This is a genomic window from Streptomyces sp. YIM 121038 (assembly GCF_006088715.1).
Lineage (GTDB): Bacteria > Actinomycetota > Actinomycetes > Streptomycetales > Streptomycetaceae > Streptomyces.
In genome coordinates, this window is sequence record NZ_CP030771.1 from 7,261,485 (window position 1) to 7,273,357 (window position 11,873).

General features: G+C 73.5%; 13 protein-coding genes. 3 read left to right on the top strand and 10 right to left on the bottom strand.

The window, feature by feature from the left end:
• Positions 1 to 29: 29 nt before the first annotated feature.
• The 8 genes from cysC to C9F11_RS31270 all read right to left on the bottom strand — a co-directional run bounded on the left by cysC (position 30) and on the right by C9F11_RS31270 (position 7,588).
• The gene (gene cysC / locus C9F11_RS31235; RefSeq protein WP_171075884.1) at positions 30 to 611 is read right to left on the bottom strand and encodes an adenylyl-sulfate kinase; all 582 of its coding nucleotides are present in this window, start codon (positions 609 to 611) and stop codon (positions 30 to 32) included.
• Positions 593 to 1,312 (bottom strand): phosphoadenylyl-sulfate reductase, encoded by a 720-nt coding sequence (locus C9F11_RS31240; RefSeq protein ID WP_138962390.1) that lies wholly within the window; start codon positions 1,310 to 1,312, stop codon positions 593 to 595. Before C9F11_RS31240 ends, cysC begins: the two co-directional genes overlap by 19 nt.
• Positions 1,309 to 1,488, bottom strand: coding sequence for a hypothetical protein (locus tag C9F11_RS31245; RefSeq protein ID WP_138962391.1), 180 nt, complete (start codon positions 1,486 to 1,488; stop codon positions 1,309 to 1,311). The genes C9F11_RS31240 and C9F11_RS31245 overlap by 4 nt, the downstream gene beginning before the upstream one ends.
• A 28-nt stretch (positions 1,489 to 1,516) precedes the next feature.
• Positions 1,517 to 3,214, bottom strand: coding sequence for a nitrite/sulfite reductase (locus C9F11_RS31250; protein ID WP_138962392.1), 1,698 nt, complete (start codon positions 3,212 to 3,214; stop codon positions 1,517 to 1,519).
• Between the two features lie 112 nt (positions 3,215 to 3,326).
• Entirely contained in the window at positions 3,327 to 3,410 is an 84-nt protein-coding gene (locus C9F11_RS49980) for a putative leader peptide (RefSeq protein WP_318783855.1), read from the bottom strand.
• A gap of 278 nt (positions 3,411 to 3,688) precedes the next feature.
• The gene (locus C9F11_RS31260) at positions 3,689 to 4,255 is read right to left on the bottom strand and encodes a GNAT family N-acetyltransferase (RefSeq protein WP_138962394.1); all 567 of its coding nucleotides are present in this window, start codon (positions 4,253 to 4,255) and stop codon (positions 3,689 to 3,691) included.
• A gap of 119 nt (positions 4,256 to 4,374) precedes the next feature.
• Positions 4,375 to 5,676 (bottom strand): GAF domain-containing protein, encoded by a 1,302-nt coding sequence (locus C9F11_RS31265; RefSeq protein WP_138962395.1) that lies wholly within the window; start codon positions 5,674 to 5,676, stop codon positions 4,375 to 4,377.
• Between the two features lie 277 nt (positions 5,677 to 5,953).
• Complete coding sequence (locus C9F11_RS31270) at positions 5,954 to 7,588, bottom strand: acyl-CoA dehydrogenase family protein (protein ID WP_138962396.1); 1,635 nt, start codon at positions 7,586 to 7,588, stop codon at positions 5,954 to 5,956.
• Positions 7,589 to 7,605: 17 nt separating this feature from the next.
• On the opposite strand from C9F11_RS31270, the gene C9F11_RS31275 reads away from it, so the two are divergent.
• Entirely contained in the window at positions 7,606 to 8,736 is a 1,131-nt protein-coding gene (locus C9F11_RS31275) for a YihY/virulence factor BrkB family protein (protein ID WP_138962397.1), read from the top strand.
• A gap of 21 nt (positions 8,737 to 8,757) precedes the next feature.
• On the opposite strand, the gene C9F11_RS31280 is transcribed toward C9F11_RS31275, so the two are convergent.
• Entirely contained in the window at positions 8,758 to 9,630 is an 873-nt protein-coding gene (locus tag C9F11_RS31280; protein ID WP_138962398.1) for an NmrA family NAD(P)-binding protein, read from the bottom strand.
• Between the two features lie 80 nt (positions 9,631 to 9,710).
• Here C9F11_RS31280 and C9F11_RS31285 point away from each other — a divergent pair, with 80 nt between their 5' ends.
• Together C9F11_RS31285 and C9F11_RS31290 are read left to right on the top strand one after the other, a co-directional pair.
• The gene (locus C9F11_RS31285; RefSeq protein WP_138962399.1) at positions 9,711 to 10,685 is read left to right on the top strand and encodes an AraC family transcriptional regulator; all 975 of its coding nucleotides are present in this window, start codon (positions 9,711 to 9,713) and stop codon (positions 10,683 to 10,685) included.
• 10 nt (positions 10,686 to 10,695) lie between these two features.
• A complete protein-coding gene (locus tag C9F11_RS31290) occupies positions 10,696 to 11,427 on the top strand; it encodes a DUF6597 domain-containing transcriptional factor (protein WP_138962400.1) in 732 nt (243 codons plus the stop codon).
• Positions 11,428 to 11,455: 28 nt separating this feature from the next.
• On the opposite strand, the gene C9F11_RS31295 is transcribed toward C9F11_RS31290, so the two are convergent.
• Positions 11,456 to 11,869 carry a VOC family protein gene (locus tag C9F11_RS31295; RefSeq protein WP_138962401.1) on the bottom strand — a complete coding sequence of 138 codons (414 nt, stop codon included), beginning with the start codon at positions 11,867 to 11,869 and terminating at the stop codon, positions 11,456 to 11,458.
• Between the last annotated feature and the right edge of the window lie 4 nt (positions 11,870 to 11,873).

Below are 11,873 nucleotides of genomic sequence, written 5' to 3' on the forward strand. Positions count from 1 at the left end.
CAGCGGCCGGGCGGCCGTCGTCGGCGCGCTCATACGACACCCCGCTCCGTCAGGAGCTCCAGGACGGCCGCCGCGGACTGCCGCACCGTCTGGTCCTGGGACTCCACGCGCAGGTCGGGCGACTCGGGCTCCTCGTACGGGTCGTCGACGCCGGTGAGCCCGGACAGCTCGCCCGCGGCCTGCTTGGCGTACAGGCCCTTCACGTCGCGTACGGAGCACACCTCCACGGGCGTGGCGACGTGCACCTCCAAGTAGGCGGTGCCGCCCGACTGGTGGCGCTTGCGCACCGCCTCGCGGCTGTCCGCGAACGGGGCGATCACGGGGACGAGCGCGAGCACGCCGTTGCGGGCGAGCAGCTCGGCGACGAACCCGATGCGCTGCACGTTGGTGTCGCGGTCCGCGCGGCTGAAGCCGAGGCCCGCCGAGAGGAACTCGCGGATCTCGTCGCCGTCGAGCACCTCGACCGCGCGGCCCCGCTCGCGCAGGGTGCGCGCCAGCTCGTACGCGATGGTGGTCTTGCCCGCGCTCGGCAGGCCGGTGAGCCAGACGGTGGCTCCGGTCACGTCGGTCTCCTGGACGGGTCGGGGGGCGGTCATCCGTGCAGCCCGCATTCGGTCTTGGTCCGCCCGGCCCAGCGGCCCGCGCGCGCGTCCTCGCCGTCGAGGAGGCGCCGGGTGCACGGGGCGCAGCCCACGGAGCCGTAGCCGTCCATGAGCAGCGGGTTGGTCAGCACGCCGTGCTCGGCGACGTAGGCGTCCACGTCGTCCTGCGTCCAGCGGGCGATGGGGGAGACCTTCACCTTGCGGCGCCGGTCGTCCCAGCCGACGACGGGCGTGTGCGCGCGGCTCGGCGACTCGTCGCGGCGCAGCCCCGTGGCCCACGCCAGATAGGGCGTCAGACCGTCCTCAAGGGGCTTGACCTTGCGCAGCGCGCAGCACAGGTCGGGGTCGCGGTCGTGCAGCCGCGGGCCGTACTCGGCGTCCTGCTCGGCCACGGTCTGGACCGGCGTCAGGGTGAGGACGTTGACGTCCATCACGGCCTCGACGGCGTCGCGGGTGCCGATGGTCTCCGGGAAGTGGTAGCCGGTGTCGAGGAACACCACGTCCACGCCGGGGCGCGCGCGGGAGGCGAGGTGGGCGACCACCGCGTCCTCCATCGACGAGGTCACGCAGAAGCGGGCGCCGAAGGTGTCGGTGGCCCAGGTGAGGACCTCCAGGGCGGAGGCGTCCTCCAGGTCGCGCCCGGCCTGCTCGGCGAGCGCCTTCAGCTCGCCGGCCGGGGTGTCGGCCGGCACCTGCCGAATGGTCGTCATATCGCTGCCTCTCCACCGTCGTCGCGCCGGAGTCCACGGGTGAGCAACCCGAGGAACTTCAGCTGGAAGGCACGGTTGCACGCCGCGCATTCCCATGCGCCATGGCCCTGCTCACTTGGACGCAGGTCCTCGTCGCCGCAGTAGGGGCAGTAGAAGGGGGCGGCCCGCTCGCTCATGGTGTGGTCCTCGTCTCGCTCGCGGCGCTCACGAAAGGGCGTCCTCGTCGGCCCGCGCGGCCCAGGTGGCGAACCGCTCGCCGTCCGCGCGCTCCGCCTGGAAGCGCTTGAGCACCCGCTCCACGTAGTCCGGCAGCGCGGCGGAGGTCACCTTCAGGCCGCGCACCTTGCGGCCGAACCCGGCCTCCAGGCCGAGGGCGCCGCCCAGGTGCACCTGGAAGCCCTCGACCTGGTCGCCGTTCTCGTCCAGGACGAGCTGGCCCTTGAGGCCGATGTCGGCGACCTGGATGCGGGCGCAGGCGTTCGGGCAGCCGTTGATGTTGATGGTGATCGGCTCGTCGAAGTCCGGGATGCGGCGCTCCAGTTCGTCGATGAGCGAGGCGCCGCGGGCCTTCGTCTCGACGATGGCGAGCTTGCAGAACTCGATGCCCGTGCAGGCCATGGTGCCGCGCCGGAAGGGGGAGGGGCGCACCGTGAGGTCGAGCGACTCCAGGCCCGCCACCAGGGACGGGACCTGGTCCTCGGCCACGTCGAGGACGATCATCTTCTGCTCGGCGGTGGTGCGGAGGCGGCCCGAGCCGTGCCCGGCGGCGAGATCGGCGATCTTCGTCAGGGTGGTGCCGTCGACGCGGCCGACGCGCGGGGCGAAGCCCACGTAATAGGTGCCGTCCTTCTGCCGGTGCACGCCCACGTGGTCGCGCCAGCGCTCCAGGGGCTGCTCGGGCGCGGGCCCGTCGACGAGCTTGCGCAGCAGGTACTCGTCCTCCAGGACCCGGCGGAACTTCTCGGCGCCCCAGTCGGCGAGGAGGAACTTCAGCCGGGCGCGGGTGCGCAGCCTGCGGTAGCCGTAGTCCCGGAAGATCGAGATGACGCCCTCGTAGACGTCCGCCACCTCGTCGAGGGGCACCCAGGCGCCGAGCCGCTGGCCGATCTTGGGGTTGGTGGACAGACCGCCGCCGACCCACAGGTCGAAGCCGGGCCCGTGCTCGGGGTGGCGCACGCCCACGAACGCGATGTCGTTGATCTCGTGCGCCACGTCGAGCAGCGGCGAGCCGGAGATCGCCGACTTGAACTTGCGCGGCAGGTTCGAGAAGGCCGGGTTGCCCACGATGCGGCGGTGGATCTCGTCGATCGCGGGCGTGCCGTCGATGATCTCGTCCTCGGCGATCCCCGCGACGGGCGAGCCCAGGATGACGCGCGGGGTGTCGCCGCAGGCCTCCGTCGTGGACAGGCCCACGCCCTCCAGACGGCGCCAGATCTCCGGCATGTCCTCGATGCGGATCCAGTGGTACTGGATGTTCTGCCGGTCGGTGATGTCGGCGGTGCCGCGCGCGAACTCCTGCGAGATCTCGCCGATGACGCGCAGCTGCTCGGTGGTGAGCCGCCCGCCGTCGATCCGCACCCGCAGCATGAAGTGCTCGTCGTCCAGCTCCTCGGGCTCCAGGATCGCGGTCTTGCCGCCGTCGATCCCGGGCTTGCGCTGGGTGTAGAGCCCCCACCAGCGCATCCGGCCGCGCAGGTCGTTGGGGTCGATGGAGTGGAAGCCGCGCTTGGCGTAGATCGTCTCAATGCGTGTCCGCACATTGAGACCGTCGTCGTCCTTCTTGAACTGCTCGTTGCCGTTCAGCGGCGTGAAGTGACCGGCGGCCCACTGGCCCTCGCCGCGGTGGCGGCCCGCCTTGCGACGGGGTGCGACAGGCGTGGATCGGTCCGGGTCGGTGGCCATGGGTACGTCCTTCACAGCAGACTGAGAGCGGCTCTGACCTGCGCACTCGCGCGAAGGCGCGGTGGTGCGCGGGGAGGGGGTCAGTACAGGGAAAGCGGCGGTGCTGGGTCTCTCAGCTCGCCGGACACATGGCGCTGGACACGCGGACGAGGTCGACGTGACGTCGACTCACCAAGGCGATTCCAGCTCGAGACATGGCGAAAGCCTGGCATGCGCCTTTCGGGACCGTCCACCACTGTCTGCATTGTGGACGAAGTTGTCTCGTATGGTGGACTGCGGGGGGGGGGGCTGTCAAGCCCCGCGTGGGACGCCCCGGACCCGCCCCTTCCCGATTCCTGGGGGCTCCGCCCCCGGACCCCCGCTCCTCAAACGCCGGAGGGGCTGAAACACAGCCGCAACCGGCACCGATTCAGCCCGTCCGGCGTTTGAGGACGAGGCGCGGAGCGCCGAAAGGCGGGGGCGCACCCAGCGCGGCTACGCGTAGGCCCCCGGCCACGGGCCCGGCGTCGGCTGCTCCGGCTGCTCCGCCGTCTCCGTGCGGAAGAGCTTGAAGCCGCGCCGCACGTAGTTGTCCATGGCGTGCTCGCCGTCGAGGCTGCACGTGTGCAGCCACACCCGCTTCGTGGGCGCCCGCTCCGGCCACCGCTCGGCCAGGTCCCAGGCCCGCGCCGCGCCGTACGCCAGGAGGTGGCCGCCGATGCGCCGCCCCCGGAAGGCCGGGGCGAGGCCGAAGTAGAGGATCTCCACGGCCCCGTCGTCCTGCGGGTCGAGCTCGACGTACCCCGCCGGCGTGCCCCTCTCGTACGCCACCCACGTCTCCACGCCCGGCCGCGTCAGATGCTCCCGCCACTGTTCGTAGCTGAGCGAGAGGCGGTCGACCCACTGGATGTCACCGCCGACGGCGCAGTACAGGAACCGGCTGAACTCGGGCGAGGGCACCTCGGCCCGCACGATCCGTACGTCGCCGTCCGGCGCGGCGGCGGGCAGCAGATCGGTGGGAGCGGTCTGCTCCAGGGACCAGGTGGTGACAGTGATGCTCATGGCGGCCAGGGAATCACGGGTCCTGCCGGGGCCGCCACGAGGGGCCGGGCGCGGGGCCGGGGCATGGCGATGACTCGTGTCACCCCGGCGGGGGTGCGGCGGCGGGTGCGCCCCCGCCCTCAGGGCACCGCGCCCGCCCGGGCCCGGATCACCGCCGGGGCCATGGAGTGCGGAAGCAGCCGCGTCACGTCGTCGGGCAGCACCAGATCGACGTCCGCCTCCTCGTGGAAGCGGTACGGGCGGTGCGCCACGAGGCCGCCCAGATAGCGCCGGACGCGGGACAGCTCGGCGCGCACGGTCACCGTGCGGCCGGGGTCGCCGAACAGGTCGGCGGCGAGGCCCGCCGCGCTGCGCCCCGCCCGCTGCGTGGCGAGCAGATAGAGCAACTCGGCGTGGCGCGGCGACAGTTCGTGGGTCCAGCAGCCCGCGCTTCCGGTGACGGTGACCGACCAGCGGTGCGCCCCGCTGACGTCCACCACCACCCGGGTCGTGGCCGAGGTGGCGGCCACGGCGGCCTCGTCGTCCTCCACGCGCAGGAGCCAGCCGCCGGGCAGCGGCGCCACCGCGCAGCGGCCGAGCGAGGGCAGCCACGCCCGGCCGTCCGTGAGGGACTTGGGCAGGGTGATCCGGTCCACCGGCGGCATCCCGGTGACCGCCGCGGTCCAGCCGTGCGGGTCCACCGCCACCGCGCGCCCGTCGAGGCGGGCGAGGAGCGGCGCCGCCACCGAGCGCAGCCGGTCCAGGGCCGTCAGATGCCCCTCGCGCAGCCGTGCCTCGGCGAGCTTGGCGACCGAGCAGACCAGGGCGAGCGTCGCCGGGTGCATGGTGTCGAGCGGGCCGCTGATGTCGACGACGCCGAGCAGCCGCCCGTCGCGCGGGTCGGTGATGGGCGCGCCCGTGCACGTCCACGGGTGGTGCGAGCGCACGAAGTGCTCGGCGGCGAAGACCTGGACGGGGCGCCGGGTGACGATCGAGGTGCCCACGCCGTTGGTGCCGACCACGGTCTCGCGCCAGTCGGCGCCGACGTCGAAGCCGTGCCCGTCGGCCATCCTGAGCACGGACCTGTTGCCCTCGCGCCACAGCAGCCGCCCGTCGGCGTCCGCGATCACCATGATGTGCTGCGCCACGTCCGCGACGGAAAGGAGGCCCTCGCGCAGCACCGGCAGGACGGCTCTGAGGGGCGAGGCCTGCCGCCGCCGCTCCACCTCGTCCGTGCTCAGGACGCCCGAGCGGAAGTCCCGCTCGGGGTCGACGCCGGTCGCCAGCATCCGGTCCCACGACGCGCCGATGACGGGCCGGGGCCCGAACCTGGCGCGCTGCCCCGTGATCCGGGCGTCCCGCATCTCCAGGATCGCCCGCGTGGCCTGGGCGGCGTTCGCGGCGGCGAGCCGCTCCAGGTCGAAGGTGGCGTGCGTGTTCATCACCGGTTTCCTCCCGCTCTTTGAGCAGGCCCACAGAGGGGACACGTACTCATCGTGCCCGTAGGGGCAGGCCGAAGGACATGCCTCGGCCATGTTGTTGAAGACCGGAGTTGCAACCCCCTGCAACTCTGGCGAACAGTCGTGCGGTGTCCAAAACTTGGCAGCACGCCGCCTGGCGCGGCGCCCGTCCCGACGGGGACCTGAAGACCGGGGGTGGTGCCGTGTCGGCGCAGCACCACCCCCGTGACAGGGCCGCCCGACGGCCCGCGGCCGCCCGTCAGAGGTGCACGGCCGCCCGCTCCACGACCGCCCCCAGATCCAGGCTGTGCGGCAGCGTGCCGAACGCCGCGCCCCAGTCCCCGCCGAGCCGCGAGGCGCAGAACGCGTCCGCCACGGCGGGCGGCGCGTGCCGCACGAGCAGCGAGCCCTGGAGCACGAGCGCCATCCGCTCGACGAGCCGCCGCGCCCGCCCCTCGACGCCCTCCAGGTCGGCGAGCTCGGTCAGCAGGTTCTTGATCGCCGCGTCCAGGCGGTGGTCGGCGCCGCGGGCCGCGCCCACCTCCTCCAGGAACGCGTTCAGGGCCAGCGGCTCCCGCTGGAGCGCGCGCAGCACGTCCAGGGCCTGGACGTTGCCCGAGCCCTCCCAGATCGAGTTCAGCGGCGACTCGCGCAGCAGCCTCGGCAGGCCCGAGTCCTCCACGTAGCCGTTGCCGCCCAGGCACTCCAGGGCCTCGGCGGCGAGGGGCGTGCACCGCTTGGTCACCCAGTACTTGGCGGCGGGCACGGCGAGCCGCAGGAAGGCCTGCTCGCGCTCGCTCCCGTCGTCGTACGCGGCCGCGAGGCGCAGCGCCAGCGTCGTCGCCGCCTCCGACTCCAGGGCCAGGTCCGCGAGCACGTTGCGCATCAGCGGCTTGTCGACGAGCCTGCCGCCGAACGCCTCCCGGTACGTGGCGTGGTGCACGGCCTGCGCCACGGCCTGGCGCATCAGCGCCGCCGAGCCGATCACGCAGTCGAGCCGGGTCGCCGCCACCATCTCGATGATGGTGCGCACCCCGCGCCCCTCGTCCCCGACCCGCCGCGCCCAGGTCCCGTCGAACTCGACCTCGCCGGAGGCGTTGGAGCGGTTTCCGAGTTTGTTCTTCAGACGCTGAATGGCGAACGCGTTCCGTGAACCGTCGGCCAGAACTCGGGGAACGAGGAAACAGGTGAGGCCGGATTCCGCTTGGGCGAGCACCAGGAATCCGTCGGACATGGGGGCGGAACAGAACCACTTGTGCCCGACGAGTGCGTACGTGCCGTCCTCGGAAAGCGCCGTCGCGCGCGTCGTATTCGCGCGGACGTCGCTTCCGCCCTGCTTCTCCGTCATTCCCATGCCGAAGAGCGCGCCCGCCTTCTGCGCGGCGGGCCGCAGCCCCTCGTCGTACACGGTGGAGGTCAGGAGCGGCTCCCACTCGGCGGCGAGGACCGGGTCGGTGCGCAGCGCCGGGACCGCCGCGTGCGTCATCGACACCGGGCACCCGTGCCCGGCCTCGGCCTGCGTCCACACCAGGAACCCGGCCGCGCGCCGCACGTGCCCGCCCGGCCTGCTCCAGGCGGAGGTGAGGCCCGCCGCGACGGCCTTGCCGAGCAGCCGGTGCCACGCCGGGTGAAAGGCGACTTCGTCGACACGGTTCCCATAACGGTCGTGCGTGTGCAGAGCGGGCGGGTTCTCGTTGGCGAGCGTCCCCCACTCCTGCGCCTGCGCGGAACCCGCGGTGCGCCCGAGCAACGAGAGCTCCGCGCGGGCGCCGTCGAGGAGCGCCGGGTCGAGATGACGTTCGACCCCCTCGGCCAGAGCCCGGTCGCACGTGAAGACGTCATATCCCACCAGGGGCGGAGCCTGGTTGGTCACTGTGTGGGTGGTGGCTGCCATGCCGCTACGGTAAGGAGGTGCACCAGGCAAAAGAAACACCCGGGCGCCCACCGGGCCGCTGGAACCGGGCCCGCGCTCTTTACCGCAACGTCTCCAAGCGCAGGACCGCCTGGCTGCTCCTGAAGGACACCGTCAACTCCTGCATCGAGTACCGCGTCCTGGGACTCGCGGCGGAGGCGGCGTTCTTCACCCTGCTGTCCGTGCCGCCGCTGCTGCTCAGCCTCATCGGGCTGCTCGCGTACGTGGACCGGTGGACCGGCGCCCACACCATCGAGAGCGTCGAGAACAACATCCTGGAGGCGTCCCGCACGATCCTGTCCGAGAAGGGCGTGCGCGAGATCGCCCAGCCGATCCTCGAGGACGTCATGAAGGTCGGCCGCCCGGACGTCGTCTCGATAGGGTTCCTCTTCGCCCTGTGGTCGGGATCCCGCGCCGTCAACGTCTTCATCGACACCATCACCGTCATGTACGGGCTCGACGGCGCCCGCGGCATCGTCAAGACCCGGCTGCTCGCCTTCGGGCTCTTCCTCGTGGCGCTCGTCATCGGCTCGGTGGCGCTGCCGCTGATGGTGGCCGGTCCGGACGCGGTGGTGAAGCTGGTCCCGGGCTCCACGACGGTCGTGCAGATCCTGTACTGGCCCGTGGTGATCCTGCTCTCCGTCGTCTTCCTGACCACGCTCTACCACGTGTCCGTCCCGGTGCGCTCGCCCTGGGTGGAGGACATGCCCGGCGCGCTCATCGCCCTCGGCATGTGGGTGCTCGGCAGCTTCCTCCTGCGCATCTATCTGACGAGCACGGTGGAGGGGCCCACCATCTACGGCTCCCTGGCGGCGCCCGTCGCCGTCCTGCTGTGGATCGGCGTGTCCGCCTTCGCCGTCCTCGTCGGCGCCGCCGTCAACGCGGCGATCGACCGGGTCTGGCCGTCGCTCCAGACGGCGGCGGCGCGGGCCGCGCAGGACCGGGTCAAGGAGGCCAAGGCGGCCGAGCTCATCGCCCGGGCCGCCGCCGCGCGGGCCGAGGACGACCCCGACGACCCCGACATGCCCGCGGAGTTCCCCGAGCGCTGGTCCCGCTTCCTGCCCCCGGACGACGTCTCGGGCCGCCTCCGGGCCCACCACGGCAAGCGGGACGAGACGCCCGAGCCCTAGGGGGCTGCCGCGGGGGCCGAGTCATGCCTTCCAGGCCCCCGCGTCCGCCGCCTCGCCCACGAACGCGGTGAATTCCCTCGGCGCCCGCCCGAGCACCTCACGCACCCCGTCGGAAACGTGTGCGTTGCGCCCGTCCAGATTCGTCTCGAAAAGCTCGATCAGGAATTCCACTTCTTCTTCCGGAACGCCGAAGTCCGTGAGCGCGGCACCGTATTCGCGGGCCCCCACCGGCACATAGACGAGCGGCCGCCCGACCGCCGCGGATATCTCCGCCACCGCGTCCCGGAAGGAGAGCAGCCGCGCCCCGCTCACCTCGACGATCCGCCCGGCGTACCGCGGACCGGCGGCGAGCACCGCGACCACCACGTCCGCGATGTCCCGTACGTCGACGAACGGTTCGAGGACCTCCCCGGCGGGGAAGACGAGCTCCCCGGCCCGCAGGCCGTCGACGAGCGGGCCCTCGCTGAAGTTCTGCGCGAACCAACTGGCGCGTACGACCGTCCAGCGGGCGACCCCCGACTCCGCGAGGGACCGCTCCGTGGCGTGCGCCTGGTCCTCGCCGCGCGCGGAGAGCAGGACGAGGTGGAGCACGCCCAGCTCCGCGGCCCGCCGGGCGAGCGCGTCCACGGCGTCCGCGGCGCCGGGCGCGCCGACGTCCGGGAGATAGGCGAGGTAGGCCGCGTCGGCACCGCGCAACGCGGCGTCCCAGGTGGCGGGTTCGTGCCAGTCGAAGCGGACCTCACCGGAGCGGGACGCGGCGCGCACGGTGTGGCCCGCCGCGCGCGCGGCCCGCGCGACCCGGCTCCCGGTGCGTCCGGTGGCTCCGGTCACGAGGACCGTCAGGGCGGCGTCGGTGGTCGGTTCGTCCGTCGTGTGCTGCGAGTTCGTCGTCATGCCCTCAGTCAACTGCCGCCCGCGCCCCGCGGCCATCCGTCAGGAACTCACCCGCATGCGCGTGCGTCTACGCTGCCCCCATGGACGTACTCGCAGGCTTGCTGGAGGGCCCGCGCGCACGGGGGGCCTTCATGATCAGGGCGTGCTTCGAGCCGCCGTGGGCCGTGCGCATCGCGGACGAGGCACCGGTCTCGGTCATGATCATGGTCAAGGGCGACGCCTGGATCGTCCCCGAGAACCCGGCCGCGGAGACGGGCGGGGCGGGCCGGGGCGGCGCCCCGGCGGCGCCCCAGCTGATCCGCCCCGGCGACGTGGCCATCGCGCGCGGCCCCGACCACTACCGCGTCGCGGGCGAGCGGGACACCGCGCCCTTCGCGGAGATCCGGCCCGGCCAGGCCTGCGCCCCTCTGAACGGCGCGCCGGACGGCCACTACGCGAGCTTCGGCCTGCGCGAGTGGGGGCAGCCCGGCGGCCCCGTCCAGATGCTGATCGGGACGTACCAGATGCAGGGCGAGATCACCGCGCGGCTCCTGGACGCGCTGCCGCCGCTGCTCGTGCTGCCCACCGAGGTGTGGGACTGCCCGCTCACGCCGTTCCTCGCCGAGGAGATCGGCAAGGACGAACCCGGCCAGGAGGTGGTCCTCGACCGCCTGCTCGACCTGCTGCTCATCGCGGCGCTGCGCGCGTGGTTCTCCCGCCCGGAGGCGGCGGCCCCGGCCTGGTACCGGGCGCTCGGCGACCCCGTGGTCGGCCCCGTCCTGCGGCTGCTCCAGGACGACCCCGCGCACGCCTGGACGGTGGCTTCGCTCGCCGCGACGGCGGGCGTGTCACGGGCCGCCCTCGCCCGCCGGTTCACCGACCTTGTGGGCGAGCCCCCGATGACGTATCTGACCGGCTGGCGGCTCGCGCTCGCCGCCGACCTGCTGCGCGACAGCGAGCAGACGATCGCCGCGATCGCCCGCAAGGTCGGCTACGGCAGCGCGTTCGCGCTGTCCAGCGCCTTCAAGCGGGTGTACGGCGTCAGCCCGCAGGAGCACCGCACGGGCGCGGCGTAGCCTGGGAACCATGGCCGCGGAGGAGCGGGGCGAGGACGCCGCCGGGTACGCCGAGCGGCCGTCCCCGGTGCTGCCGGGGGCCGTCGTGTGGACCAAGGCCGCGGACCCCTCGGGCGGCGGCTCCGCCGTCCTGCCCGACGGGTGCATGGACCTGCTGTGGACCGAGGGCAGGCTGTTCGTCGCGGGCCCCGACACCCGCGCCTACGCGCCCGGTGCCCCGGCCCCCGGCCGGTACGTGGGCCTCCGCTTCGCCCCCGGCACGGCCCCCGCGCTCCTCGGCGTCCCCGCGCACGAGCTGCGGGACCGGCGCGTGGACCTCGCCGACCTGTGGAGCGGTGCCGAGGTCCGGCGGCTGACCGCGCGCGTGGACGCCGCCGCCGACCCGGCGGCCGCCCTGGAGCTCCTCGCGCACGAGCGCGCGGACCGCGCCCCGGCGCCCGACCCGCTGCTCACCCGCGTGGTGGCGCGGCTGAACGCGGGCCACGGCGTCGCCGAGACGGCCGCCGCCGTGGGGCTCGGCGCCCGGCAGCTGCACCGCCGCGCGCTGCCCGCCTTCGGCTACGGCCCCAAGACGCTGGCCCGCGTGCTGCGCCTCCAGCGGGCGCTCGCGCTGGCCCGCGGCGGCCTCGGCCAGGCCGAGACCGCCGCCGTCGCGGGCTTCGCCGACCAGGCCCACCTGGCGCGCGACGTCAAGGAGTTGACGGGGATGCCGCTCGGCGTGCTGCTGCGCGTCGACGGGTAGCGCCCCGCTTCCAGCGGCGCGGGGCAGATCACGCGAACAGGTCAACCCCGTTACCGTCCGGGTCGAGCACCACCGCGTACCGCTGCCCCCACGGGGCGTCGAACGGCTTGGCCTCCGAGCGGTACCCGGCGGCCACCAACTCCTCGTACACCGCGTCCACGCCCTCGGCCGTGCCGCAGTGGAAGGCGAGCCCGAGCCGCCCGGAGCCGGCCGGGGGTCGCCAGTCGGGCAGGAACGAGCGGAGGGTGGCCTCCGTGTCGAAGGCCACCCGCAGACCGCCCGGCAGGGTGGTCTCCACGTGCGGCGACTCCTCGGAGCCCGGGGCGAAGTCGAGGCCGAGGCGGCGGTAGAAGGCGAGCGAGGCCGCCATGTCGGAGGTGACGATGCCGATCAGGTCGAGCCGGGGCGCGACGCGGGGTGTGCTGCTGCTTTCGCTGTTCATACGG

Coding starts and splice junctions, on each gene's coding strand:
- C9F11_RS31250 (WP_138962392.1), bottom strand. CDS start 3,214: ATGGCCACCGACCCGGACCGATCCACGCCTGTCGCACCCCGTCGCAAG.
- C9F11_RS31265 (WP_138962395.1), bottom strand. CDS start 5,676: ATGAACACGCACGCCACCTTCGACCTGGAGCGGCTCGCCGCCGCGAAC.
- C9F11_RS31290 (WP_138962400.1), top strand. CDS start 10,696: ATGGCCGCGGAGGAGCGGGGCGAGGACGCCGCCGGGTACGCCGAGCGG.
- C9F11_RS31245 (WP_138962391.1), bottom strand. CDS start 1,488: ATGAGCGAGCGGGCCGCCCCCTTCTACTGCCCCTACTGCGGCGACGAG.
- C9F11_RS31240 (WP_138962390.1), bottom strand. CDS start 1,312: ATGACGACCATTCGGCAGGTGCCGGCCGACACCCCGGCCGGCGAGCTG.
- C9F11_RS31285 (WP_138962399.1), top strand. CDS start 9,711: ATGGACGTACTCGCAGGCTTGCTGGAGGGCCCGCGCGCACGGGGGGCC.
- C9F11_RS31280 (WP_138962398.1), bottom strand. CDS start 9,630: ATGACGACGAACTCGCAGCACACGACGGACGAACCGACCACCGACGCC.
- C9F11_RS31270 (WP_138962396.1), bottom strand. CDS start 7,588: ATGGCAGCCACCACCCACACAGTGACCAACCAGGCTCCGCCCCTGGTG.
- C9F11_RS49980 (WP_318783855.1), bottom strand. CDS start 3,410: ATGTCTCGAGCTGGAATCGCCTTGGTGAGTCGACGTCACGTCGACCTC.
- C9F11_RS31295 (WP_138962401.1), bottom strand. CDS start 11,869: ATGAACAGCGAAAGCAGCAGCACACCCCGCGTCGCGCCCCGGCTCGAC.
- cysC (WP_171075884.1), bottom strand. CDS start 611: ATGCGGGCTGCACGGATGACCGCCCCCCGACCCGTCCAGGAGACCGAC.
- C9F11_RS31260 (WP_138962394.1), bottom strand. CDS start 4,255: ATGAGCATCACTGTCACCACCTGGTCCCTGGAGCAGACCGCTCCCACC.